Origin of the sequence: Variovorax sp. Varisp41, assembly GCF_047325085.1 — a bacterium.
GTDB lineage: Bacteria > Pseudomonadota > Gammaproteobacteria > Burkholderiales > Burkholderiaceae_C > Variovorax.
In genome coordinates this window covers 894,945-919,130 of the sequence record NZ_CP168540.1, presented here as the reverse complement: position 1 = coordinate 919,130, position 24,186 = coordinate 894,945, and the positions used below count along the sequence as shown (strand labels likewise).

Below are 24,186 nucleotides of genomic sequence, written 5' to 3'. Positions count from 1 at the left end.
GAAACCCCGTCGCACCGGCGCCCGCAGGCCTCCCCGAGAAACACCGGGGAAACCCTTCTCCCGCCAGACTGCAAAATCGCTGCTGCAGCGGACGGCGTGCGCACGCGCGCGGACGGCTCGCCCGATACCTCTCAACCTTTGAAAAACCCCAGCCACACATGACAGTGAACTACACCCGGATCGGCGTCGTCGGCGCCGGTGCCATGGGGCGCGGCATCGCCCAGATCGCGGCCCAGGCCGGCAGCGAGGTGCTGCTGCTCGACAGCTTCGAGGGCGCCGCGGCACGCGGGCGCGATGCCATCGTCGCCCAATGGAACAAGCTGCACGAGAAGGGCCGCATCGACGAGGCCACGCGCGATGCCCAGATCGCGCGCGTGAAGATCGCCGATTCGGCGCAGGCGCTGGCCGGCTGCGACCTCGTGATCGAGGCCGTGGTCGAGAACCTCGAGGTCAAGCGCAAGCTGTTCGCCGAGCTCGAAGCCATCGTCGCGCCCGATGCGACGCTGGCCACCAACACTTCCTCGCTCTCGGTGACCGCGATCGCGGCCGGCCTCAAGCACCCCGAGCGCTTCGCGGGCTTCCACTTCTTCAACCCGGTGCCGCTGATGAAGGTGGTCGAGGTGGTGGCCGGCTTCAAGACCGCGCCCGAGGTCTGCACCCGGCTCGCGGGCTATGCCGCGCAGATGGGCCACAGCGCGGTGCAGGCGCAGGACACGCCCGGCTTCATCGTCAACCACGCCGGCCGCGGCTACGGCACCGAGGCACTGCGCATCGTGGGCGAAGGCGTGACCGACTTCGTGACCGTCGACCGCATCCTGCGCGAGCAGGCGGGCTTCCGTCTCGGCCCCTTCGAGCTGCTGGACCTGACCGCGCTCGACGTCTCGCACCCGGTGATGGAGTCGATCTACCGCCAGTACTACGACGAGCCGCGCTACCGCCCGAGCGTGATCACCGCGCAGCGCCTCGCGGCCGGCGCGCTGGGGCGCAAGACCGGCGAAGGCTTCTACCGCTACGAGGACGGCGCGATGCAGCAAGCGCCCGAGGCACCGGCGCCGAAGCTCGACACCCTGCCCGCCGTGTGGGTCTCGCCACGCGCCGCGCGCCGCGCCGAGCTGCTGCGCCTGGTCAACACGCTGGGCGCGCAGATCGACAGCGGCGCCACGGCCTCGCCGCAATCGCTGATCCTGGTCGCGCCGCTGGGCTTCGATGTCACCACCGTCGCGGCCGTCGACCGCCTCGATGCCACGCGCACGGTCGGCATCGACATGCTGATCGACGACGCGGCCAGCAAGCGCCGTGTGCTCGCCACCAACCCCGCCACGCGGCGCGACATGCGCGACGCAGCCCACGCCCTCTTCGCGCGCGACGGCAAGGCCGTGAGCGTGATCCGCGACAGCGGCGGCTTCGTCACGCAGCGCGTGATCGGCACCATCGTCAACATCGCGGCCGACATGTGCCAGCAGCGCGTGTGCACGCCGGGCGACCTCGAGACCGCGGTGCAGCTGGGCCTCGGCTATCCGCGCGGCCCGCTGGCCATGGGCAACCTCTACGGTCCGACCAACATGCTCGAGGTGCTGTTCAACATGCAGACCGTCTACGGCGATCCGCGCTATCGCCCGAGCCCGTGGCTGCGCCGCCGCGGCGCGCTGGGCCTGAGCCTGCTGCACGAGGAAGAGTGAGCCGCGACATGACCGCCGAACTCAAGAGCACGAGCGAAGGTCGCACCATGGTGCTGACGATCGCCAATCCCAGCCAGCGCAACGCGCTCGGCCCCGAGATCTATGCCGCCGGCATCGAGGCGCTCAACGGCGCCGAGAACAGCAGCGAGATCCGCAGCGTGGTCATCGTGGGCGAAGGCCCGTGGTTCTGCGCCGGCGGCTCGCTGCAACGGCTGCAGGCCAACCGGCAGCGCGAGCGCTCGGTGCAGGCCGAGAGCATCGAGGGGCTGCACAACTGGATCGACTCGATCCGCACCTTTCCGAAGCCGGTGATCGCGGCCGTCGAGGGCCCGGCCGCGGGCGCGGGCTTCTCGCTCGCGCTGGCCTGCGACTTCGTAGTGGCCGCGCGCGACGCGGTGTTCGCCGCCTCGTACAGCAACGTCGCGCTGTCGCCCGACGGCGGCCTGAGCTGGCATCTCGCGCAGATGCTGCCGCGCCAGCTCGCGAGCGAATGGCTGATGAACGGCGAACGCATCGGCGCCGAGCGGCTGCATGCGCTGGGCCTGGTGAACACGTTGAGCGATCCGGGCCAGGCCCTGGCCGGTGCGCTCGCGCTGGCCGCCAAGCTCAACGAGCGCGCGCCCAACTCGCTCGCGAGCATCAAGGAGCTGCTGAGCGAAGGCCGCGGCGCCACGCTCTCGTCGCAGCTGAGCCAGGAGCGCGACCACTTCGTGCGCAACCTGCACCACGCCAATGCCGGCATCGGCATCGCCGCTTTCCTCGAGAAGAAGAAGCCCCAGTACGAGTGAGTACGCGTGACGGGCAGTGGCGCTCCGCGTCGCTCCCGTGACAACCCTACGCCTTTCAGTCGCCGACAGGACAGACCATGGACGACCCCATTCTTACCATCGAAGAACGTGAAGCGATCAACAGCGGTCGCTGGTTTTCTTCCCTCTCCCCTTCGCTCAGGCACGACATCCTCCGATGCGCATTCGTCAGACGGTACAAGGACGGCGACCTGATCGCCGCGCGCGGCGATCCGCCCGAGCACTGGATCGCCTGTGCCAAGGGCGCGGTGCGCGTGAGCTCCACGGCCGTCTCGGGCAAGCAGGTGACGCTGACCTACGTGGAGCCGGGCATCTGGTTCGGCGACGTGGCGATGTTCGACGGGGACCGGCGCACGCACGATGCCTATGCGCATGGCGACAGCACCATCCTGTGCGTGGCGCGCGCCGACTTCCAGAAGATCCTGGCCGCGCACGTCGAGCTCTACGAGGCGCTGATGCGCCTGCAGGCACGGCGCATCCGCACGCTGTTCGGGCTGGTGGAAGACCTCAACACCTTGCCGCTGCGCGCGCGGCTCGCCAAGCAGCTCATCCACCTGGTGCGCAGCTACGGCGTGCCCAACCTGGACGACGGCAGCCAGATGCGCATCGGCCTGCAGCTCGCGCAGGAAGAACTCGCGCAGCTGCTGGGCGCCTCGCGCCAGCGCGTGAATCAGGAACTCAAGACCATGGAACGCGAGGACATCATCCGCATCGAGCCGGCCGGCCTGGTGGTGCTCGATCGCGCGGCGCTGATGCGCGTCTCGGAATCGGATCGATAGCATGAGCCAGGATTTTTCGAACTTCGTCGGCACCCGCGCGGTGTCGCAGCAGCACGCATTCGACGTCGACGCGCTGTCGGCCTGGCTCGAGAAGAACCTCGAGGGCTTCAAGGGCCCGCTCACGGTCGAGATGTTCAAGGGCGGCCAGTCCAACCCGACCTACAAGCTGGTCACGCCCACGCAGAGCTACGTGATGCGCGCCAAGCCCGGCCCGGTCGCCAAGCTGCTGCCCTCCGCGCATGCGGTGGAGCGCGAGTTCAAGGTGATGAGCGGCCTGGCCGGCACCGACGTGCCCGTGCCGCGCATGCACTGCCTGTGCGAGGACGAGGCCGTGATCGGCCGCGCCTTCTACGTGATGGAGTTCATGCAGGGCCGCGTGCTCTGGGACCAGTCGCTGCCGAACATGAGCAATGCCGAGCGCAGCGCCATCTACGACGAGATGAACCGCGTGATCGCGGCGCTGCACACGGTGAAGTACGCCGAGCGCGGCCTCGCCGACTACGGCAAGCCCGGCAACTACTTCGAGCGCCAGATCGGCCGCTGGAGCAAGCAGTACGTGGCCTCGATCACGCAGCCCATTCCCGAGATGGACAAGCTCATGGAATGGCTGCCGGCGCACATGCCCGCGAGCGCGCGCGACGAGAACATGACCTCGATCGTGCACGGCGACTTCCGGCTCGACAACCTGATGTTCCACGCCACCGAGCCGCGCGCGATCGCGGTGCTCGACTGGGAGCTGTCGACGCTGGGCCATCCGCTGGCCGACTTCAGCTACCACTGCATGTCCTGGCACATCTCGGGCGCGACCTTCCGCGGCATCGCAGGCCTCGACCACGCGAGCCTGGGCATCCCGACCGAGAGCGAATACATCCGCAAGTACTGCGAGCGCACCGGCCTCACCACGCCCGAGGCGCTGGCGCCCGACTGGAATTTCTACCAGGCCTACAACCTGTTCCGCATGGCCGCGATCCTGCAAGGCATTGCCAAGCGGGTCGAGGCCGGCACCGCATCGAGCGAGCAAGCCGTGGCCTCGGGCCGCGGTGCCCGTCCCATGGCCGAAATGGCCTGGCAATTCGCGCAGCGAGCATGAGCCTCCCGGCCTTTCACGTCGCCCTCCGGCATGTGATCCGCCGCCCCTCGCGGGGGAGGCCCGGCCCGCTCGTGCGCTCACGAAACGCACAACGCACCCTGTGCGCACACGGCCGTACCGGCGGCTAGGCACCACCCGAGCCGCCCGCCCTTCACCCCCAACGGAGACCCCCATGGATTTCGAATACTCGGCCAAGACCAAAGACCTCCAGAAGCGCGTCAGCGCGTTCATGGACGAGCACATCTATCCCGCCGAAGCCGAATACGCCGCCGAGCTCGCGGCCAACACGGCGGCCGGCAAGCGCTGGACCGCGCTCAAGACGGTCGAGAAGCTCAAGGACAAAGCCAAGGCCCAGGGCCTGTGGAACCTGTTCCTGCCGGTCGACAGCGCGGCCGCCTCGGGCTATGACGGCGCCGGCCTCACCAACCAGGAATACGCGCCGCTGGCCGAGATCATGGGCCGTGTGCCATGGGCTTCGGAAGCCTTCAACTGCTCGGCGCCCGACACCGGCAACATGGAGACCATCGCGCGCTACGGCTCCGAGGCCATCAAGGCACGCTGGCTCAAGCCGCTGCTCGAAGGCCAGATCCGCTCGGCCTTCGCGATGACCGAGCCCGACGTGGCCTCGAGCGACGCGACCAACATCTCGACGCGCATCACGCGCGAAGGCGACGAGTACGTCATCAACGGCCACAAGTGGTGGATCTCGGGCGCCGCCGATCCGCGCTGCGCCGTGTTCATCACCATGGGCAAGAGCGATCCCGAGGCGCCCAAGCACTCGCAGCAGAGCATGGTGATCGTGCCGGCCGACGCCAAGGGCATCCGCATCGTGCGCCCGCTCAACGTGATGGGTTACGACGACGCGCCGCACGGCCACGTCGAGATGTACTTCGAGAACGTGCGCGTGCCGGTCGACAACATCCTGCTCGGCGAAGGCCGCGGCTTCGAGATCGCCCAGGGCCGCCTCGGCCCCGGACGCATCCACCACTGCATGCGCCTGATCGGCCTGGCCGAGCGCGCGCTCGAGCTGATGTGCCGCCGCGCCTCGTCGCGCGTCGCCTTCGGCAAGACCGTGGCTTCGCAGACCGTGACGCAGGAACGCATCGCCGAGGCGCGCTGCAAGATCGACATGGCCCGCCTGCTCACGCTCAAGGCCGCCTGGCTCATGGACGTGGCCGGCAACAAGGTCGCGAAGAACGAGATCGCGATGATCAAGGTGGTGGCGCCTTCGATGGCCTGCCAGGTGATCGACTGGGCCATGCAGGTGCATGGCGGCGGCGGCATGTGCGACGACTTCCCGCTCGCCTACGCCTATGCCGGCGCGCGCACGCTTCGCTTCGCCGACGGTCCGGACGAAGTGCACCGCAACGCGATCGCCAAGTGGGAACTGGGCAAGTACGCACCGGGCAAGGCCGAGGCCGAGATGCCGGTCACGCGCTTCTGAGCGAGCGCTTTCCCAAAAGAAAAGGGCGCGATCTTCGCGCCCTTTTTTTCTGCCGCCCGCGATGAAGGCTCAGAGCTTCTTCTGCATGAACATCGCGCTGCCGAAGGCCGGGTCGAGCTGGTAGTCGGCGAAACCTTCGCGTTCGTAGGCTTTGCGCGCGGACACGTTGCCCGACAGCACCTCGAGCGTGAGCTTGCAGGCACCGCGTGCGCGGGCCTCCTGCTCCACGCGCTCGAGCATGCGCTGCGCGAGCCGCTGGCCGCGGTGGCTGGGCGCCACGACCACGTCGTGCACGTTCACCAGCGGACGGCAGGCGAAGGTCGAGAAACCTTCCACGCAGTTGATCAGTCCGACCGGTTGGCCGTTGTCGTAGGCAAGCACGCTGAAGGCCTGCGGCCGGGCCGCGAGCGCGGCCGGCAGTTCGGCACGCACCTGCGCGCTCAGGGGCGTGCCACCGCCGGCCGGATCGCGCGCATAGCCATCGAGCAGCTCGACCAGCGCCGCGGCCTGCGCGGAGTCGCGATAGTCGGCGAGCACGACCTCGATCGTCACTTCGCACCTTCCACCGTGGCCACGAGGCGCCTGGCGCTGGCCTCGGCCACCTGCGCATCGCGCGCCTCGACCATCACGCGCAGCAGCGGCTCGGTGCCGCTGGCACGGATCAGCACGCGGCCGGCGTCGCCGAGCTCGGCCTCGATGCGCTTCGTTTCGCTGGCCAGGGCCGCGTTGTCCTTCCAGTTCTGGCCGGGCGAAAGGCGCACGTTGATCAGCGTCTGCGGGAACAGCGTCATGCCCTCGAGCAGCTGCGCCACGCTCTTGCCGCTGCGCACGCAGGCCTGCAGCACCTGCAGCGCGCTCACGATGCCGTCGCCGGTGGTGTGGCAATCGAGCGCCAGCAGATGGCCCGAGCCCTCGCCGCCCAGCAGCCAGCCGTGCTTCTCGAGTTCCTCGAGCACGTAGCGGTCGCCGACCTTGGCACGCACGAACTCGATGCCCTGTCCACGCAGCGCCACCTCGACCGCCTTGTTGGTCATCAGCGTGCCGACCACGCCGGCCGGCTTGCTGCCGCGCGCGATGCGCTCGGCCACCATCAGGTAGAGCAGCTCGTCGCCGTTGAAGAGGCGGCCGCTGGCGTCCACCAGCTGCAGCCGGTCGGCATCGCCATCGAGCGCGATGCCGTAGTCGGCCTTCTGGGCCGTCACGGCGGCGATCAGGGCTTCGGGATGCGTGGCGCCGAAGCCGTCGTTGATGTTGAGGCCGTCCGGCGTGCAGCCGATGCTCTGCACCTCGGCACCCAGCTCGTGGAACACGTCGGGCGCCACCTGGTAGGCCGCGCCATGAGCCGCGTCGACCACCAGCTTCAGGCCGCGCAGGGTGAGGTCGTTGGAGAAGGTGCTCTTGCAGAACTCGATGTAGCGGCCGGCCGCGTCGTTGAGGCGGCGCGCCTTGCCCAGGCCGGCCGACTCGGCCCAGACCGGGTCTTCCTCGAGCGCGGCTTCCACCGCGAGCTCCCACTCGTCGCTGAGCTTGGTGCCCTGCGCGCTGAAGAACTTGATGCCGTTGTCGGGATAGGCGTTGTGGCTCGCGCTGATCACCACGCCGAGGCTGGCGCGCTGCGCGCGCGTGAGGTAGGCCACGCCCGGGGTCGGCAACGGACCGAGCAGCACCACGTCGACGCCGGCCGAGTTGAAGCCCGATTCGAGCGCCGACTCGAGCATGTAGCCCGAGATGCGGGTGTCCTTGCCGATCAGCACGGTGGGCCGGGCCTCGGTCTTCTTGAGCACGCGCCCCACCGCATGCGCGAGGCGCAACACGAAGTCGGCGGTGATCGGCGAACGGCCGACGGTGCCACGGATGCCATCGGTGCCGAAGTACTTGCGAGTCATGTTCTTGTCTTTTCTTTGGATGTTTGAAGGAATATTTCTGGAGAAAGCTGGCCCGGCTGCCGTGGCGATCCGACGGCTATGCGGCGGCCTTCATCGCGCGCCAGACCGCGAGCGCTGCGACCGTGTCGCGTACATCGTGCACGCGCACGATGGCAGCGCCATGATCGACCGCGAGCACGGCGGCCGCCACGCTGGGCACCCCGCGCTGCGCGGCCTGCTCGATACCCGTGACGGCGCCGATCGAGGATTTGCGCGACCAGCCCAGCAGCAGCGGATGACCCGCGCCGAGCAGCTCGCGCTGCCGCGCCAGCAGCGCGAAATTCTGCGCCACGGTCTTGCCGAAGCCGATGCCGGGGTCGAGCGTGATGCGCGCGGGCGCGACGCCGAGCGCGCCCAGCGCGTCGAGCTGCGCGCGCCAGAAGTCCAGCACCCGCGGTACGACCTCGCCGTCCATCGGCGTGGCCTGCATGGTCTGGGGATTGCGGTGCATGTGCATCAGGCAGATGCCGCACGAGGGATGCGCGGCGACCACCTCGCGCGCGCCCGGCTGGCGCAGCGCCCAGATGTCGTTGACGATGTCCGCGCCGAGGTCGAGCACCGCGCGCATGACCTCGGGCTTGTAGGTGTCGATGGAGAGCGGGACGTTCAGGCGCACCGCTTCGCGCACCACCGGCAGCACGCGCGCCAGTTCGGCCTCGAGCGGCACGGCGGGACTGCCGGGCCGGGTGGATTCGCCGCCGATGTCGAGGATGTCGGCCCCCTCCTCCAGCAGTTGCTCGCAGTGGCGCAGCGCGGCCGCGGTGGAGGCATGGGCGCCGCCGTCGGAGAAGGAGTCGGGCGTGACGTTCACGATGCCCATCACGCGCGGCTGCGTGAGGTCGATCGTGAAGCGGGAGGTCTGCCAGAAAGACATGGGGAGCGTCGTCATGCGGCGGTGACGGCCCGAACATGGAAAACGGGGCCTGAGGCCCCGTTGCTGTTTGATGCCAGACGCACTTCTCAGGCGGCGGTCGGCGAAGGTTCTGGATTCACGGCCGGCGTGCCGCCGTTGCCGCCACCGTTGCTGCCCGAGGGGGGCGTGCGCGGCGTCCAGTCCTTGGGCGGGCGCGGCTCCTTGCCGGCCATGATGTCGTCGAGCTGCTCGGAGTCGATGGTTTCCCATTCGAGCAAGGCCTTGGCCATGGCGTGCATCTTGTCGCTGTTCTCTTCGATCAGGCGACGCGCCAGCGCGTACTGGTCGTCGATGATGCGGCGCACTTCGGAGTCGACCTTTTCCATGGTCTGCTCGCTCATGTTGGTGGTCTTGGTGACCGAGCGGCCCAGGAACACTTCGCCTTCGTTCTCGGCATAGACCATCGGGCCGAGCGCATCGCTCATGCCGTACTTCATGACCATGTCGCGCGCCAGGTTGGTGGCACGTTCGAAGTCGTTGCTCGCGCCGGTGGTCATCTGGTGCATGAACACTTCCTCGGCGATGCGGCCGCCGAACAGCATGCTGATCTGGTTCAGCATGTACTCGCGGTCGTAGCTGTAGCGGTCCTGCGCCGGCAGACTCATGGTCACGCCGAGAGCACGGCCGCGCGGAATGATCGTGACCTTGTGGACCGGGTCGCACTTGGGCAGCAGCTTGCCGATGAGGGCGTGGCCGGACTCGTGGTAGGCCGTGTTGCGGCGCTCTTCCTCGGGCATGACCATGCTCTTGCGCTCGGGGCCCATGAAGATCTTGTCCTTGGCCTTCTCGAAGTCCTGCATCTCGACCACGCGCGCATTGCGGCGGGCGGCCATCAGGGCGGCTTCGTTGCAGAGGTTGGCCAGATCGGCACCCGACATGCCGGGCGTGCCGCGCGCGATCACGCTCGGGTTCACGTCCTGGCCCAGCGGGACCTTGCGCATGTGCACGCCGAGGATCTGTTCGCGGCCGCGGATGTCGGGCAGCGTGACGTAGACCTGGCGGTCGAAACGGCCCGGACGCAGCAGCGCGGCGTCGAGGATGTCGGGACGGTTGGTCGCAGCCACGACGATCACGCCGAGGTTGGTCTCGAAGCCGTCCATCTCGACCAGCATCTGGTTGAGGGTCTGCTCGCGCTCGTCGTTGCCGCCGCCGAGGCCGGCACCGCGCTGGCGGCCCACCGCGTCGATTTCGTCGATGAAGATGATGCAGGGGGCGTTCTTCTTGGCGTTCTCGAACATGTCGCGCACGCGGGCCGCGCCCACGCCGACGAACATTTCGACGAAGTCGGAACCCGAGATCGAGAAGAACGGGACCTTGGCTTCGCCGGCGATCGACTTGGCCAGCAGCGTCTTGCCGGTGCCGGGCGGGCCGACCAGCAGCAGGCCGCGCGGAATGCGGCCGCCAAGCTTCTGGAAGCGCTGCGGGTCCTTGAGAAAGTCGACGACTTCGCGCACCTCTTCCTTGGCCTCGTCGCAGCCTGCGACGTCAGCGAAGGTGACGGTGTTGTTGTTCTCGTCCATCATGCGCGCCTTGCTCTTGCCGAAGCTGAAGGCACCGCCCTTGCCGCCGCCCTGCATCTGTCGCATGAAGTAGACCCACACGCCGATCAGCAGCAGCATCGGGCCCCAGCTGACCAGCAGGGTCATGAGCAGGGAGCCCTCCTCGCGCGGCTTGACGTCGAACTTGACGTTGTTGGCGATCAGGTCGCCGACCAGGCCGCGGTCGAGGTAGGTGGCCGTCGTGCGGATCTTGCGGTCGTCGTTGGTGATCGCGACGATCTCGCTGCCGCCCTGGCCTTCCTGGATCGTGGCGCTCTTGATGCGGTTGCCGCGGACTTCCTCGAGGAAGTCCGAATAACCGATATTGCCTGCGCCGGCGGCGCCGCGGGTGTCGAACTGCTTGAACACAGTGAACAACACCATCGCGATGACAAGCCAGACGGCAACTTTGGAAAACCACTGATTGTTCAAACGAAGCTCCAGTCGAAAGCGCGTGACGGGAAGATGAAAATACGCGCTTGGGTACGCAGTTGCGCCCCATTTTAGGCTTTTCAAGCTGCGAAAAGCTCGGATTTCCCTAAAGCAGCCATAGCCTGACAAGGGTTTGGGCGGTTTTCGGTATCAACGCGTATCAGACGCCGGTTTTCAGGCCGATCCCGACCATGAAGGTCTCGGCCGAGCGGTCGCGCGAGGCCTTGGGCTTGAACGGCTTCACGATGCGGAAATGGGCCTTGAAGAGCTTCACGAGCTGGTCGTAGCCGCTGCCGTGGAACAGCTTGGCCACCAATGCCCCCTCGGGCTTGAGGTGGTGCTGCGAGAAATCGATGGCCAGCTCGATCAGGTGGGCGATCCGCGCCGCGTCGGCCGACTCGATGCCCGAGAGGTTGGGCGCCATGTCCGAGACCACCACGTCGGCCTTGCGGCCGCCCAGCGCCTCGGTGAGCTGGGCCAGCACGCTGTCCTCGCGGAAGTCGCCCTGCAGGAAGTTCACGTCCTCGATCGGCTCCATCGGCAGGATGTCGATCGCGACGATGGTGCCCTCGAGCGCGCCGGTGGCGGCCCCGCCCGGCGACATGCGCCGGCGCACGTACTGGCTCCAGGCGCCGGGCGCCGACCCGAGGTCGACCACCAGCTGGCCGGGCTTGATGAGGCCCAGCGCCTCGTCGATTTCCTTGAGCTTGTAGGCCGCGCGGGCGCGGTAGCCCTCCTTCGTGGCCAGTTTCACGTAGGGATCGTTGACGTGGTCGTGCAGCCACGCCTTGTTGACTTTCTTGGGCTTCGCCTTGGTGCTCATGGATTGGCCTGGGTGCCGGGACCCGGTTTCTTCGGGGGCCGGCGGGTCGGCTCGTGGAGGTGCTGTTCTACGTCCGATAATACGGGGATGCCCGCCATTCAACTTACCCCTGCCGAGCGCAAGGTGCACCGCGCCGAAGCTCACCACCTGGATCCGATCGTCATGGTCGGTGGCGACGGGCTCACCCCTGCCGTGAAGAAGGAGGCCGATGCGGCCCTCAAGGCCCACGGCCTCATCAAGGTGCGCGTCTTCTCCGACGACCGCGCCGCGCGCGAAGCGATGCTGCAGGAGCTGGCCGACGAGCTCGATGCCGCCCCGATCCAGCACATCGGCAAGCTGCTGGTGCTGTGGCGTCCCAAGCCCGTGAAGGAACGCGTCGTCGACGAGGACCGCATGCCCGGCCCGCGCGACGTCAAGATCGTCAAGTACAGCAAGCGCGGCGGCCAGCGCCCCGAAATCAAGACCCTGCGCGTGCTCGGCAACCAGCGCCTCACGCCCGGCGGCACGATCAAGCGCGCCAAGGCCAAGCGGCCGCTGTCGGCCAAGAAGCGCAACCAGGCGGACTGAGCTTGGCGCCAGCACAGGGCGCCACGCGCCATATCCTCTGCATGAAATGGGGCACCAAGTACGGCCCCGAGTACGTCAATCGGCTCTATGCCATGGTGCGCCGCCACCTGAGCGGCGATTTCCGCTTCGTCTGCCTGACCGACGACGGCCAGGGCGTGCGGCCCGAAGTCACCTGCCTGCCGATCCCGCCGCTGAACCTGCACCTGGCGCCGGGCCAGCGCGACGGCGCCTGGAAGAAGCTGACGACCTTCGAGGCCGACCTGCACGGCCTGCGCGGCACCGCCCTCTTCCTCGATCTCGACGTGGTGATCGTCGGCAGCCTCGATGCCTTCTTCGAACACCCGGGCGACTTCCTGATCATCCGCGACTACGACCGCTTCTGGCGGCGCGGCCGCATCACCGGCAACTCCTCGGTCTACCGCTTCGAGCTCGGCGCGCATGCCGACGTCCTCGGCTACTTCCGCGATCATCTCGACGAGGTGCAGGCGCGGTACCGCAACGAACAGACCTACCTGTCCGACGTGCTGCACAGGCAGGGCAAGCTGGCCTACTGGCCCGACGGCTGGTGCCCGAGCTTCAAGTACCACGGCATCCCCGCCTGGCCCTCCAACTACTGGAAGGCGCCGTTCGTGCCGCGGGACGCGCGGATCATGGTGTTCCACGGCGAGGTCAACCCGCCCGATGCGCTGGCCGGCCGGCGCAACCGACGCTTTCGCTACATCCGCCCGGCGCACTGGGTCGCCGAGCACTGGACCGAGTAAGGTCCTTCCGGGCCTCAGCGCGGCCGCTGGCCGCCGCTCATGCGCCAGAGCAGCACGCTGGCACACAGCCACTGCACCAGGTACATCCCGCTGCCCACCGAGTGCCAGAGCTTGAGGTTCTCGCGCGCCACGATGCGCGGCGCCACGGCGTACTGCTGCAGCAGCGCGAGCAGCATGGCGGCCAGCACCAGGAACAGGGCCGTCAGCACCGGCGGCGTCATGCCGTCGTCGGCCTTGGCGCGGAAATGGATCAGCAGGATGAGCCCGCACAGCAGCGCGATCCAGCTCTGGGCCTCGAACAATTGCGCCGCGAAGTTGCCCGCCACCGAGGGATTGCCGAGCCGCGCGAACAGCATCGGCACGACGAGAAAGCCGATGGTCGTGAGGCTGCCCCACCAGAGGGCGGCCAGCATCAGCGCGACACGGTCCTTCATCGCAGCGCCGTTCAGAGGTAGCTGACCGCCACGATCTCGTAGCGCTTGAGGCCGCCGGGCGTCTGCACCTCGACGCTGTCGCCCTCTTCCTTGCCGATCAGCGCGCGCGCGATCGGGCTCGACACGTTGATCAGGCCTTGCTTCAGGTCGGCCTCGTCCTCGCCCACGATCTGGTACTTGACCGGATCGCCGCTGTCCTCTTCCTCGAGTTCGACCGTGGAGGCGAAGACCACCTTGCCGCCGGCATCGAGCTCGGTCGGGTCGATCACCTGCGCGGCCGACAGCTTGCCCTCGATCTCGATGATGCGGCCCTCGATGAAGCCCTGGCGATCCTTGGCGACCTCGTACTCGGCGTTTTCGCTGATGTCGCCCTGGGCCCGTGCCTCGGCGATCGCATTGATGATCGCGGGCCGCTCCACCGTCTTGAGGCGGCGCAGTTCGTCGCGCAGCTTCTCCGCGCCGCGCTTGGTGATGGGGATGGTTGTCGCCATATATCGTTCTCCATAAAGCGAAACCGCCGAACGCTGCCGTTCGGCGGTCGATGGGGGAAGGCTCTCAAACGAGAGGTCGTCCGGTCAGCCGGCTCAGGATGGCGAGCGGGCTCGAAGCGGGATTGTATTGCTTCGCCGCGTCCAGGTGCAGGGTCTGTTCGAGCATGTACTGCCCGGCCATCACCGCGTGCGAGGTCTGGTCGGAGAAGCACACCCAGACCGAGCCGGGCGGGAACTCGGCGTTCTCCTGCGGCGAGGTCTTCTGGTAGTCGAGGTCCGACTTCATGCCGTCGTGCAGCTGCAGCATCAGGTGGTCGTACTCGCTGCGGAAGGACTTGGTCACGTGCAGCGCCTGCAGCAGCCTGGCCTGCCAGCGCGCATAGGGCTTGGCGCGCGGCAGGAAGCGGCGCGCGATGTCCTCGAAGGGTTCGCCCACGCGCCACACGCGCGGCGCGCCGTCGGGATTGACGTTGGTGAACACGCGCAGGATGCGCTCGCCGTAGTTGGGCCGCGAGGGAAAGGCGTCGACGTGCAGCCGCCGGTCGTCGGCGCGCCACGACTGCACGCGCGTCTCGACCTGCGCCGGGCGGTAGCTGGTGGGCGCGAGCCGCAGCGCGGGCACGTAGTGCGGCAGCAGCCCATGGATGAGCTGCTGCGCCTGCGCGCGAAAACGCCCGACCATGCCGGCCGCGAGTTGCTGCACCGCCTCGTCGCCCACGGCGCCCTTGAGCCTGCCGTTGGCGTCGAGGCTGATGTTGCGCACGTCGGGCGACAGCAGCGCGGGCGTGAGCAGCGCGCGTTCCTGCGGCTGCAGCTCGAAGCCCAGCCGCGGGAAGTACAGCACCTTGCCGGCCTCGAGCGCGGCGATCCACGCCTCGTTGGGCGTGGCCGCGCTCCAGTCGTCCAGCGCCAGTTCGACGAGCTGCGTTTCCATCGCGAGGCTCAGGCCGCGGCCAGCTGCGCGTGCATCTCCTGCACCGAGATCACGTCGAGGTCGTCCATGTAGCGCATGCCCTCGACCGCGGCTTCGGCGCCGAAGATCGTGGTGAAGGTGGTCACGCGCGCCAGCAGCGCCGAGGTGCGGATCTGGCGCGAGTCGGTGATCGCGTTGCGGCGCTCCTCGACCGTGTTGATGACCAGCGCGATCTCGTTGTTCTTGATCATGTCCACGATGTGCGGGCGGCCTTCGGTCACCTTGTTCACCGTCGCGCACTCGATGCCCGCGGCGTTGATGGCCGCGGCCGTGCCCTTGGTCGCGATCAGCACGAAGCCCAGCTGCGCCAGGCCGCGCGCGACCTCGACCGCGCGCGTCTTGTCGTTGTTCTTCACCGAGATGAAGGCCTTGCCCGACTTCGGCAGGTGCGTGCCGGCGCCGAGCTGCGACTTCACGAAGGCCTCGCCGAAGGTCTTGCCCACGCCCATCACTTCGCCGGTCGACTTCATCTCGGGGCCGAGGATGGTGTCCACGCCCGGGAACTTGACGAACGGGAACACGGCTTCCTTCACGCTGAAGTACGGCGGCGTCACTTCCTTCGTCACGCCCTGCGACGCGAGCGACTGGCCCGCCATGCAGCGGGCCGCCACCTTCGCGAGCTGGATGCCGGTGGCCTTGCTGACGTAGGGCACGGTGCGCGAGGCGCGCGGATTGACCTCGAGCACGTAGATCGTGTCCTTGCCATCCTTCTGCTGGATCGCGAACTGCACGTTCATCAGGCCGACCACGTTCAGCGCCTTGGCCATCGCGGCGCTCTGGCGCTTGAGCTCGGCCACGGTCTCGGCCGACAGGCTGTACGGCGGCAGCGAGCAGGCGGAGTCGCCCGAGTGCACGCCGGCCTGCTCGATATGTTCCATCACGCCGCCGATCAGGGTCTGGCCCTCGGCGTCGCGCAGGCAATCGACGTCGCATTCGACGGCGTCGTTGAGGAAGCGGTCGAGCAGCACCGGCGAGTCGTTGCTGACCTTGACCGCCTCGCGCATGTAGCGCTCGAGGTCGCGCTGCTCGTGCACGATCTCCATCGCGCGGCCGCCGAGCACGTAGCTCGGACGCACCACCAGCGGATAGCCGAGTGCCGCGGCCTTCTCGAGGGCCTCGGCTTCGGTGCGCGCGGTGGCGTTCGGCGGCTGCAGCAGCTGCAGTTCGTGCAGCAGCTTCTGGAAGCGCTCGCGGTCTTCGGCCGCGTCGATCATGTCGGGCGAGGTGCCGATGATCGGCACGCCGTTGGCCTCGAGGTCGAGCGCGAGCTTCAGCGGCGTCTGGCCGCCGTACTGCACGATCACGCCGACCGGCTTTTCCTTGTCGACGATCTCGAGCACGTCCTCGAGCGTCAGCGGCTCGAAGTACAGGCGGTCCGAGGTGTCGTAGTCGGTCGACACGGTTTCGGGATTGCAGTTGACCATGATGGTCTCGTAGCCGTCCTCGCGCATCGCGAGCGCGGCATGCACGCAGCAGTAGTCGAACTCGATGCCCTGGCCGATGCGGTTGGGACCGCCGCCGAGCACCATGATCTTCTTCTTGTCCGAGGGGTCGGCCTCGCACTCGTCCTCATAGGTCGAGTACATGTAGGCGGTGTCGGTCGAGAACTCGGCCGCGCAGGTGTCCACGCGCTTGTAGACCGGGCGCACGCCGAGCTCGCGGCGCTTCTCGCGGATCGCGGTGTCGGTGGTGCGCAGCTGCTTGGCCAGGCGACGGTCGGAGAAGCCCTTCTTCTTCAGCGCCAGCAGCGTGTCGCGGTCGATGTCGGCCAGCGACTTGGTCTCGAGCTCGAGCTCGATCTTCACGATCTCCTCGATCTGGACCAGGAACCACGGGTCGATCTTGGTCAGCGCGAACACCTCGTCCACGCTCAGGCCCTGGGCGAAGGCATCGCCCACGTACCAGATGCGCTCGGGGCCGGGCTCGCCGAGCTCCTTCTCGAGCACTTCGCGGTCCTGCGTCTTCTCGTTCATGCCGTCGACGCCGACCTCGAGGCCGCGCAGCGCCTTCTGGAACGATTCCTGGAAGGTACGGCCCATGGCCATCACCTCGCCCACCGACTTCATCTGGGTGGTGAGGCGCGAATCGGCCTGCGGGAACTTCTCGAACGCGAAGCGCGGAATCTTGGTGACCACGTAGTCGATCGAGGGCTCGAACGAGGCCGGCGTGGCGCCGCCGGTGATCTCGTTGCGCAGCTCGTCGAGCGTGTAGCCCACGGCCAGCTTGGCCGCGACCTTGGCGATCGGGAAGCCGGTGGCCTTGGAGGCCAGCGCCGACGAACGCGACACGCGCGGGTTCATCTCGATCACGACCATGCGGCCGTCCTTCGGGTTGATCGAGAACTGCACGTTCGAGCCGCCGGTGTCGACGCCGATCTCGCGCAGCACGGCCAGCGAGGCGTTGCGCAGGATCTGGTATTCCTTGTCCGACAGCGTCTGCGCGGGCGCCACGGTGATCGAGTCGCCGGTGTGCACGCCCATCGGGTCGAGGTTCTCGATCGAGCAGACGATGATGCAGTTGTCGGCCTTGTCGCGCACGACCTCCATCTCGTATTCCTTCCAGCCGAGCAGCGATTCCTCGATCAGCAGCTCGTTGGTCGGCGAGGCCTCGAGGCCGCGCTTGCAGATGGTCTCGAACTCCTCCGAGTTGTAGGCGATGCCGCCGCCGGTGCCGCCGAGCGTGAAGCTCGGGCGGATCACGGTCGGGAAGCCCACGCTCTTCTGCACCGCCCAGGCCTCGTCCATCGAGTGCGCGATGCCCGAGCGCGCCGAGCCCAGGCCGATCTTGGTCATCGCGTCCTTGAACTTCAGGCGGTCCTCGGCCTTGTCGATGGCCTCGGGCGTGGCGCCGATCAGCTCGACCGGCTTGCCGGTGGCCGCGCCCTGGTACTTGTCGAGCACGCCGTTGCGCCAGAGGTCGAGCGCGCAGTTCAGCGCGGTCTGGCCGCCCATGGTCGGCAGGATCGCGTCGGGACGCTCCTTGGCGATGATCTTCTCGACCGTCTGCCAGGTGATCGGCTCGATGTAGGTGACGTCGGCCGTGGCCGGGTCGGTCATGATCGTCGCGGGATTGCTGTTGATCAGGATGACCTTGTAGCCCTCCTCGCGCAGCGCCTTGCAGGCCTGCACGCCGGAGTAGTCGAACTCGCAGGCCTGGCCGATGATGATCGGGCCGGCGCCGATGATGAGGATCGATTTGAGGTCTGTGCGCTTAGGCATTCTCTTTCTCCGTCTTTTCCGTCTTGTTCTTTTCCATGAGTGCCGTGAAGCGATCGAACAGGTAGCCGATGTCGTGCGGGCCGGGCGAGGCTTCGGGGTGGCCCTGGAAGCAGAACGCGGGCTTGTCGGTGCGCGCCAGGCCCTGCAGCGTGTTGTCGAACAGGCTCACGTGGGTGGGACGCAGGTTCGCCGGCAGCGACTTCTCGTCGACCGCGAAACCGTGGTTCTGGCTCGTGATGCTGACGCGGCCGCTGTCGAGGTCCTTGACCGGATGGTTCGCGCCATGGTGGCCGAACTTCATCTTGAAGGTCTTCGCGCCCGAGGCCAGCGCCATGATCTGATGGCCCAGGCAGATGCCGAAGGTCGGGATGCCGGTCTCGATCAGTTCCTTGACGGCGCTGATCGCGTAGTCGCAGGGCTCCGGGTCGCCGGGGCCGTTGGCCAGGAAGATGCCGTCGGGCTTGAGCTTGAGCACGTCGGCCGCGGGCGTCTGGGCCGGCACCACGGTGATGCGCGCGCCGCGCTGGGCGATCATGCGCAGGATGTTCTTCTTGACGCCGTAGTCGAAGGCCACGACGTGGAAGCGCGGCGTGATCTGCACGCCATAGCCCGACCCCAGCTTCCACTCGGTCTCGGTCCACTCGTAGGTCTGCTTGACCGACACGACCTTCGCCAGGTCGAGGCCGGCCATGCTCGGCGCGGCCTTGGCGGCGGCGATCGCCTTGTCGATCAGCGCCTGGGTGACCGCTTCCCCTTCGGCCAGTCCCAGGATGCAGCCGTTCTGCGCGCCATGCGTGCGCAGGTGGCGGGTCAGCTTGCGGGTGTCGATGTTGGCGATGGCGACGGTCTTGCCCTCCACCAGGTACTGCGACAGCGTCGCGGTATGGCGGAAGTTGGAGGCGATCTGCGGCAGGTCACGGATGATGAGGCCCGCGGCATGGATCTTGTCGGCCTCGATGTCCTCGGGATTGACGCCGTAGTTGCCGATGTGCGGATACGTGAGCGTCACGATCTGCTGGCAGTAGCTCGGGTCGGTGAGGATTTCCTGGTAGCCGGTCATCGCGGTGTTGAACACCACTTCGCCGACGGTGGAGCCCGTGGCTCCGATCGAGTTGCCTTGAAAGACCGTGCCGTCTGCGAGCGCCAGGATGGCGGGCGGGAAACTTCCCTTGAGAGACAAAAGCACTGGGTTCTCCGGATGGTTACGGTCGCCCGGCGTCCCGGGCTTCGAAGCCTTGGGACTGCTGCTTAAGGGGAAGATGGCGTGGAATGCGGCCGGGCGACGCTGATTTGCGAGTAAGCCCCCGATTGTAGCCCGGCGGCCGCGGCCTCTCGCCTCGCGGGGCATGAAGATTCGCTAGCGCGTACACCAGCCATGCGTCAATGGCATGAACCCGGCGGGCAACTGAGAATGTTTCTTATCCTTTGAGGGCCGACGCGCCACTGGCATGCAGGCAGATGGCGGCGGCCGCGGCCACGTTGAGCGATTCCTCGCCGCCGGGCTGCGCGATGCGGATGTGGTGCGTGGCCAGCGCCTCGAGCGCGGCCGACACGCCCTGCCCTTCGTGGCCCAGCAGCCAGGCACAGGGATGCGGCAGCTTCGCCGCGTGCAGCCAGTCGCCGCGGTGCGAGCTGGTGGCGACCAGCGGCACCGCCAGTGCCGCGAGCGCCTCGGCATCGACACCCTCGATCAGCCGCAGGCCGAAATGGGCGCCCATGCCCGCGCGCAGCACCTTGGGCGACCAGAGCGCCGCCGTGCCCTTGAGCGCGATCACCTGCTGGAAGCCGAAGGCGGCGGCGCTGCGCAGCACCGAGCCGACATTGCCGGCGTCCTGCAACCGGTCGAGGACCACGGTGGGTGCCTCGGGCAGCACCGCGGGCCGCTCGGGCAGCTCGAGCAGGAAGCCCATCGGCGCCGGCGATTCCAGCCCGCTCGCCGCCTTCAGCAGTTCGTCGTCGACGACCACGGTCTTGGCGGCATCGCGCGACCATTCGGCGGGCGCCTGCGGCCAGAACGACAGCGAGAACACGGCCACCGACGGCGTCACGCCACGCGCCAGCGCGGCGCGGCACAGGTGGTCACCCTCGAGCCAGATGCGGCCCAGCTTGCGGTAGGCGCCCGGGTCCTGCGCCAGCTTGCGCAGGTCCTTGAGCAATGGGTTGTCGCGCGAGCTGATGCGGCTCGGGCCGGCGGGCGTGGTCATCGGATCAGGGCGCCGGACGAAGTTCGATCGCCACGACCTGGGTCTGCACCGACACAGCGGGCAGCGGCGATTCGACCTGGACGACCGGCACGGCAGGCGCCATGCGCGCCAGCGCGGCCGCCACCGGGCTGAACGAGCGCCGGTGGTGCACGCAGGCGCCGTGCTGCAGCAAGGCCTCGAGATGCTCGGGCGTGCCGTAGCCCTTGTGGCCCGCGAAGCCGTAGTGCGGAAACTCCTGGTGCAGCTGCTCGCAGAGCCGGTCGCGGTGCACCTTGGCCAGGATCGATGCGGCCGAGATCGCCTTCACCCGTGCATCGCCTTTGACGATGGCCTCGGCCAGCACGTCGAGCTGGGGCAGCCGGTTGCCGTCCACCAGCACCTTGGCCGGCTTCAGGCGCAGGCCCTCGACCGCGCGGCGCATCGCGAGCATGGTCGCCTGCAGGATGTTGTGGGTGTCGATTTCCTCCACGCTGGCCTGCGCGATCGAGCAGCACAGCGCCTTGGCCATGATCTGGTCGTGCAGGCGCTCGCGCTGCAGCGCGGTCAGGGTCTTGGAGTCGGCCAGGCCGCGGATCGGGCGCTCGTCGTCGAGGATCACGGCCGCGGCCACCACCGGCCCGGCCAGCGGACCGCGTCCCGCTTCGTCCACGCCCGCCAGCAGGCCGGGCGCGTCCCAGGCCAGGGGTGCCTGCTCAGCCTTCAAGAACTTTCTGGATCGCATCGGCGCACAGTGTCGGCGTATCGCGCTGCAGTTGCACGTGGAGTTCGGCAAAACGCGCCTCGAGCGCGCGCACCCGCTCGGGCGCGTCGAGCCATTCGAGCGTGGCCTGGGCCAGCGCCTCGGGCGATGCGGCTTCCTGCAGCAATTCGGGCACCACGAAGTCGCGGCACAGGATGTTGGGCAGCCCGACCCAGGGCTGGAGCTGCTTGCGCTGCATCATCCGCCACGAGAGGCTGTTCATGTTGTAGGCGATGACCATCGGCCGCTTGAACAGCGCCGCCTCGAGCGTGGCGGTGCCGCTGGCGATCAGCGTGACGTCGCAGGCGGACAGCGCGGCATGCGACTGGCCGTCGAGCAGCATCACCGCGTCGCCCAGGCCGCTGGCCTTCAGCAGCGTCTCGACCTCGGCGCGCAGGCCCGGCAGGATCGGCGCCACGAAGCGCAGCGCGGGCCGCGCCTTGCGCATCAACGCGGCGGCCTCGAAGAAACGGGCCGCCAGGTAGCGGACCTCGGAGCGCCGGCTGCCCGGCAGCAGCGCCACCACCTGCGCGTCAGGCGCGAGGCCCAGCGAGGCGCGCACCGCCCCGCGGTCGACCGTCATGGGAATCACGTTGGCCAGCGGATGCCCGACGTAGCTCGCCTGCACGCCCTGCGAGGCCAGCAGCTCGGGCTCGAACGGGAAGATGCACAGCACGTGGTCGGCCGCGGCGCGGATCTTCTCGATGCGCTCGGGCCGCCAGGCCCAGATCGACGGGCAGACGAAGTGCACCGTCTTCATGCCGCGACCGCGCAGGCCGGCCTCGAGGTCGAGGTTGAAATCGGGCGCGTCGACGCCGATGAAGAGCTCGGGCCATTCGCGCAGCAGCCGCGCCTTGAGCTGGCGCCGGATGCCCGCGATCTCGGCGTAGTGGCGCAACACTTCGATGTAGCCGCGCACCGCGAGCTTTTCCTGCGGCCACCAGCTTTCGAAACCGTGCGCCAGCATGCGCGGGCCGCCGATGCCGGCGGTCTGCAGATCGGGCCAGCGCGCGGTGAGGCCGTCGAGCAACAACCCGGCCAGCAGATCGCCGGATGCTTCGCCGGCGACCAGCGCGAAGCGTCGCTGCCCGTTGGATGTCATCGCTGGACGCTCAGCGCGCGATGCCGCGCGTGGAAGTGGCGAGGAAGCCGTCCATCAACGCCACGTCGGCCGCGGCATCGGGCGTTTCGGCAGCCAGCGCGGCGATGCCGGCGCGCGCCTCCTCGAGCGTCTTGCCCTGGCGGTACAGCAGCTTGTGCATGTCGCGGATGGCCGCGATGCGCCCAGCCGAGAAATCGCGCCGGCGCAGGCCGACCAGGTTCACGCCGCGCACCGCGAGCGGGGTGCCGTCGACCACCATGTAGGGTGGCACGTCCATCGCGACATGGGTGCCGAAGCCGATCATCGCGTGCGCGCCGATGCGCATCCGCTGGAGGATGCCCACCAGCCCGCCGACGGTGACCCAGTCGCCGATATGCACATGGCCGGCCAGCGTGGTGTTGTTGGCCATGGTGATCTGGTTGCCGAGCTGGCAGTCGTGCGCGATGTGCACGTAGGCCATGATCCAGTTGTCGTCGCCGATACGGGTGACGCCCGCATCCTGCACAGTGCCGACATTGAAGGTGCAGAACTCGCGCACCGTGTTGCGGTCGCCGATCGTGAGCTCGGTCGGTTCGCCCGCGTGCTTCTTGTCCTGCGGTACCGCACCCAGCGAGGAGAACTGGAAGATGCGATTGTCGCGGCCGAGGGTCGTGTGACCCTCGATCACGCAATGCGAGCCGATGACCGTTCCCGCACCGATACGCACATGCGGACCGATCACGGTATAGGGACCGACCGCGACCGACGGATCGAGTTCGGCCTTGGGATCGACGATGGCCGTCGGATGAACCTGCGTCATGCGCCGATCGTCAGGCGTTGATCTGGCGCATCGCGCACATCAGCGAGGCCTCGCAGGCCAGCTCGCTGCCCACCAGCGCCCGACCCTTGAACTTCGAGATGCCGGCCTTCATGCGCTCGATCTCGACCTCCAGCGTGAGCTGGTCGCCCGGCTCCACGGGCCGCTTGAAGCGCGCGCCGTCGATCGCGGCGAAGTAATAGACGGTGTTGTCGTCGGGCACGATGTCGAGCGAACGGAACGACAGCAGCGCCGCGGCCTGCGCCATGGCTTCGAGCATCAGCACGCCGGGCATCACCGGGCGATGCGGGAAATGGCCGTTGAAGAACGGCTCGTTCATGGTCACGTTCTTGAGCGCCGTGATGCGCTTGCCCTTCTCCATGTCCAGCACGCGGTCGACCAGCAGAAAAGGATAGCGGTGCGGCAGCAGCTTGAGGATTTGATGGATGTCGAGCGTCGTCGTCATGGTGGTCTTCTGTTCCTGCATCGTCGTCATTGTTGGGGGGGAGCCTTCTCCAGCGCCTTCAGTCGTTCGCGCAGGCTGTGCAACTGCTTGAGCGTTGCAGCGTTCTTTTCCCAGGTCGCATTGTCATCGATGGGGAACATGCCGGTGTACTGGCCGGCCTTGCGGATGGAGCGTGTCACCACGGTGGCGGCGGACACGTGGACGTTGTCGGCCACGCTCAGGTGGCCCAGCACGATGGCGCCGCCCCCGAAGGTGCAGTTGGCGCCGATGGTCGCGCTGCCGGCCACGCCGACACAACCCGCCATCGCGGTGTTGCGGCCGATGCGCACGTTGTGGCCGATCTGGATCAGGTTGTCGAGCTTCACGCCGTCCTCGAGCACGGTGTCGTCGAGCGCGCCGCGGTCGATGCAGGTGTTGGCGCCGATCTCGACGTCATTGCCGACGCGCACCGCACCGAGCTGCTCGATCTTGACCCAGCCCTCCTTGCTCGGCGCGAGACCGAAGCCGTCGGCACCGATGACCACGCCCGGATGCAGCAGGCAGCGCTCGCCGATCGTGCAGTCCTCGCTCACGGTGACGCGCGACTTCAGCACCGTGCCGGCGCCGATGCGCGCGCCGCGCTCGACCACGCACAGCGCGCCGATGCGGGCCGTGGGGTCGACCTGCGCTTCGGGATGGACCACGGCCGAGGGATGGATGCGCTCGGCCTCGGGCCGTGCATGGCTCGACTTCCACAGCTGCGTGAGCCGCGCGAAATAGAGGTAGGGATCTGCCGCGACGATGTAGGCCCCGCGCGCGGCTGCGGCCTCGCTCATCGCGGGCGACACGATCACGCAGGCGGCCCTGGAGGCCGCGAGTTCCTGCTGGTATTTGGGATGGCTCAGGAAGCTGAGCGCATCGGGCTGTGCATTCTGGAGCGGGGACAGCCGCTCGATGGACAGCATCGCATCGCCATGAAGCTCGCCCCCGAGGGCGTCAACGATGGCTCCTAGCTGCAGCGCCACGC

23 protein-coding genes are annotated in these 24,186 nt (G+C 68.0%); 7 read left to right on the top strand and 16 right to left on the bottom strand.

Features of this window, described 5'->3' with window-relative positions; all coding sequences use genetic code 11:
* Positions 1–158: 158 nt before the first annotated feature.
* The 5 genes from ACEN9J_RS04335 to ACEN9J_RS04315 all read left to right on the top strand — a co-directional run bounded on the left by ACEN9J_RS04335 (position 159) and on the right by ACEN9J_RS04315 (position 5,798).
* Complete coding sequence (locus tag ACEN9J_RS04335) at positions 159–1,679, top strand: 3-hydroxyacyl-CoA dehydrogenase (RefSeq protein ID WP_296728181.1); 1,521 nt, start codon at positions 159–161, stop codon at positions 1,677–1,679.
* Positions 1,680–1,687: 8 nt separating this feature from the next.
* Positions 1,688–2,467: an oxepin-CoA hydrolase, alternative type gene (locus ACEN9J_RS04330; RefSeq protein ID WP_057596382.1), complete on the top strand. Its 780-nt coding sequence runs from the start codon at positions 1,688–1,690 to the stop codon at positions 2,465–2,467.
* A gap of 77 nt (positions 2,468–2,544) precedes the next feature.
* Positions 2,545–3,264, top strand: a complete 720-nt coding sequence (locus ACEN9J_RS04325) for a Crp/Fnr family transcriptional regulator (protein WP_057596365.1) — start codon at positions 2,545–2,547, stop codon at positions 3,262–3,264.
* 1 nt (position 3,265) lies between these two features.
* A complete protein-coding gene (locus tag ACEN9J_RS04320) occupies positions 3,266–4,354 on the top strand; it encodes a phosphotransferase (RefSeq protein ID WP_057596364.1) in 1,089 nt (362 codons plus the stop codon).
* A gap of 172 nt (positions 4,355–4,526) precedes the next feature.
* Entirely contained in the window at positions 4,527–5,798 is a 1,272-nt protein-coding gene (locus ACEN9J_RS04315; RefSeq protein ID WP_057596363.1) for an acyl-CoA dehydrogenase family protein, read from the top strand.
* Positions 5,799–5,867: 69 nt separating this feature from the next.
* Here the strand turns inward: ACEN9J_RS04315 and ACEN9J_RS04310 are convergent, their stop codons facing one another.
* The 5 genes from ACEN9J_RS04310 to ACEN9J_RS04290 all read right to left on the bottom strand — a co-directional run bounded on the left by ACEN9J_RS04310 (position 5,868) and on the right by ACEN9J_RS04290 (position 11,429).
* A complete protein-coding gene (locus ACEN9J_RS04310; RefSeq protein ID WP_057596362.1) occupies positions 5,868–6,350 on the bottom strand; it encodes a GNAT family N-acetyltransferase in 483 nt (160 codons plus the stop codon).
* Positions 6,347–7,684, bottom strand: coding sequence for a phosphoglucosamine mutase (gene glmM, locus ACEN9J_RS04305; RefSeq protein WP_413763418.1), 1,338 nt, complete (start codon positions 7,682–7,684; stop codon positions 6,347–6,349). Before glmM ends, ACEN9J_RS04310 begins: the two co-directional genes overlap by 4 nt.
* Positions 7,685–7,760: 76 nt before the next feature.
* Positions 7,761–8,597, bottom strand: a complete 837-nt coding sequence (gene folP, locus ACEN9J_RS04300) for a dihydropteroate synthase (protein WP_413763417.1) — start codon at positions 8,595–8,597, stop codon at positions 7,761–7,763.
* Positions 8,598–8,683: 86 nt separating this feature from the next.
* Positions 8,684–10,606, bottom strand: a complete 1,923-nt coding sequence (gene ftsH, locus ACEN9J_RS04295; RefSeq protein ID WP_057591678.1) for an ATP-dependent zinc metalloprotease FtsH — start codon at positions 10,604–10,606, stop codon at positions 8,684–8,686.
* Positions 10,607–10,766: 160 nt separating this feature from the next.
* On the bottom strand, positions 10,767–11,429 hold the full coding sequence (locus ACEN9J_RS04290) for an RlmE family RNA methyltransferase (RefSeq protein WP_057591677.1): 663 nt from the start codon (positions 11,427–11,429) through the stop codon (positions 10,767–10,769).
* An 87-nt stretch (positions 11,430–11,516) separates the two neighbouring features.
* Here ACEN9J_RS04290 and ACEN9J_RS04285 point away from each other — a divergent pair, with 87 nt between their 5' ends.
* Entirely contained in the window at positions 11,517–11,996 is a 480-nt protein-coding gene (locus ACEN9J_RS04285; RefSeq protein ID WP_057591676.1) for a YhbY family RNA-binding protein, read from the top strand.
* A gap of 41 nt (positions 11,997–12,037) precedes the next feature.
* Complete coding sequence (locus ACEN9J_RS04280; protein WP_057591675.1) at positions 12,038–12,757, top strand: hypothetical protein; 720 nt, start codon at positions 12,038–12,040, stop codon at positions 12,755–12,757.
* Between the two features lie 14 nt (positions 12,758–12,771).
* Here the strand turns inward: ACEN9J_RS04280 and ACEN9J_RS04275 are convergent, their stop codons facing one another.
* The 11 genes from ACEN9J_RS04275 to lpxD form a co-directional block, all read right to left on the bottom strand.
* Positions 12,772–13,191 (bottom strand): DUF4149 domain-containing protein, encoded by a 420-nt coding sequence (locus ACEN9J_RS04275; protein WP_057591674.1) that lies wholly within the window; start codon positions 13,189–13,191, stop codon positions 12,772–12,774.
* An 11-nt stretch (positions 13,192–13,202) separates the two neighbouring features.
* A complete protein-coding gene (gene greA, locus ACEN9J_RS04270) occupies positions 13,203–13,682 on the bottom strand; it encodes a transcription elongation factor GreA (RefSeq protein WP_057591673.1) in 480 nt (159 codons plus the stop codon).
* A gap of 64 nt (positions 13,683–13,746) precedes the next feature.
* Positions 13,747–14,616 carry a Kdo hydroxylase family protein gene (locus tag ACEN9J_RS04265; RefSeq protein WP_413763416.1) on the bottom strand — a complete coding sequence of 290 codons (870 nt, stop codon included), beginning with the start codon at positions 14,614–14,616 and terminating at the stop codon, positions 13,747–13,749.
* Positions 14,617–14,624: 8 nt separating this feature from the next.
* Positions 14,625–17,873, bottom strand: a complete 3,249-nt coding sequence (gene carB, locus ACEN9J_RS04260; protein WP_057591671.1) for a carbamoyl-phosphate synthase large subunit — start codon at positions 17,871–17,873, stop codon at positions 14,625–14,627.
* Positions 17,866–19,059: a glutamine-hydrolyzing carbamoyl-phosphate synthase small subunit gene (gene carA / locus ACEN9J_RS04255; protein ID WP_057591670.1), complete on the bottom strand. Its 1,194-nt coding sequence runs from the start codon at positions 19,057–19,059 to the stop codon at positions 17,866–17,868. Before carA ends, carB begins: the two co-directional genes overlap by 8 nt.
* Before the next feature lie 232 nt (positions 19,060–19,291).
* Positions 19,292–20,077: a TrmH family RNA methyltransferase gene (locus ACEN9J_RS04250; protein WP_057591669.1), complete on the bottom strand. Its 786-nt coding sequence runs from the start codon at positions 20,075–20,077 to the stop codon at positions 19,292–19,294.
* A 4-nt stretch (positions 20,078–20,081) separates the two neighbouring features.
* The gene (gene rnhB / locus ACEN9J_RS04245) at positions 20,082–20,798 is read right to left on the bottom strand and encodes a ribonuclease HII (RefSeq protein ID WP_261210687.1); all 717 of its coding nucleotides are present in this window, start codon (positions 20,796–20,798) and stop codon (positions 20,082–20,084) included.
* The gene (gene lpxB / locus ACEN9J_RS04240) at positions 20,770–21,918 is read right to left on the bottom strand and encodes a lipid-A-disaccharide synthase (RefSeq protein ID WP_413763415.1); all 1,149 of its coding nucleotides are present in this window, start codon (positions 21,916–21,918) and stop codon (positions 20,770–20,772) included. The genes rnhB and lpxB overlap by 29 nt, the downstream gene beginning before the upstream one ends.
* Before the next feature lie 10 nt (positions 21,919–21,928).
* Entirely contained in the window at positions 21,929–22,717 is a 789-nt protein-coding gene (lpxA, locus tag ACEN9J_RS04235) for an acyl-ACP--UDP-N-acetylglucosamine O-acyltransferase (protein ID WP_057591668.1), read from the bottom strand.
* 10 nt (positions 22,718–22,727) lie between these two features.
* A complete protein-coding gene (gene fabZ, locus ACEN9J_RS04230; protein WP_172705594.1) occupies positions 22,728–23,210 on the bottom strand; it encodes a 3-hydroxyacyl-ACP dehydratase FabZ in 483 nt (160 codons plus the stop codon).
* Positions 23,207–24,184, bottom strand: coding sequence for a UDP-3-O-(3-hydroxymyristoyl)glucosamine N-acyltransferase (lpxD, locus tag ACEN9J_RS04225; RefSeq protein ID WP_413763414.1), 978 nt, complete (start codon positions 24,182–24,184; stop codon positions 23,207–23,209). Before lpxD ends, fabZ begins: the two co-directional genes overlap by 4 nt.
* Positions 24,185–24,186 lie beyond the last annotated feature (2 nt).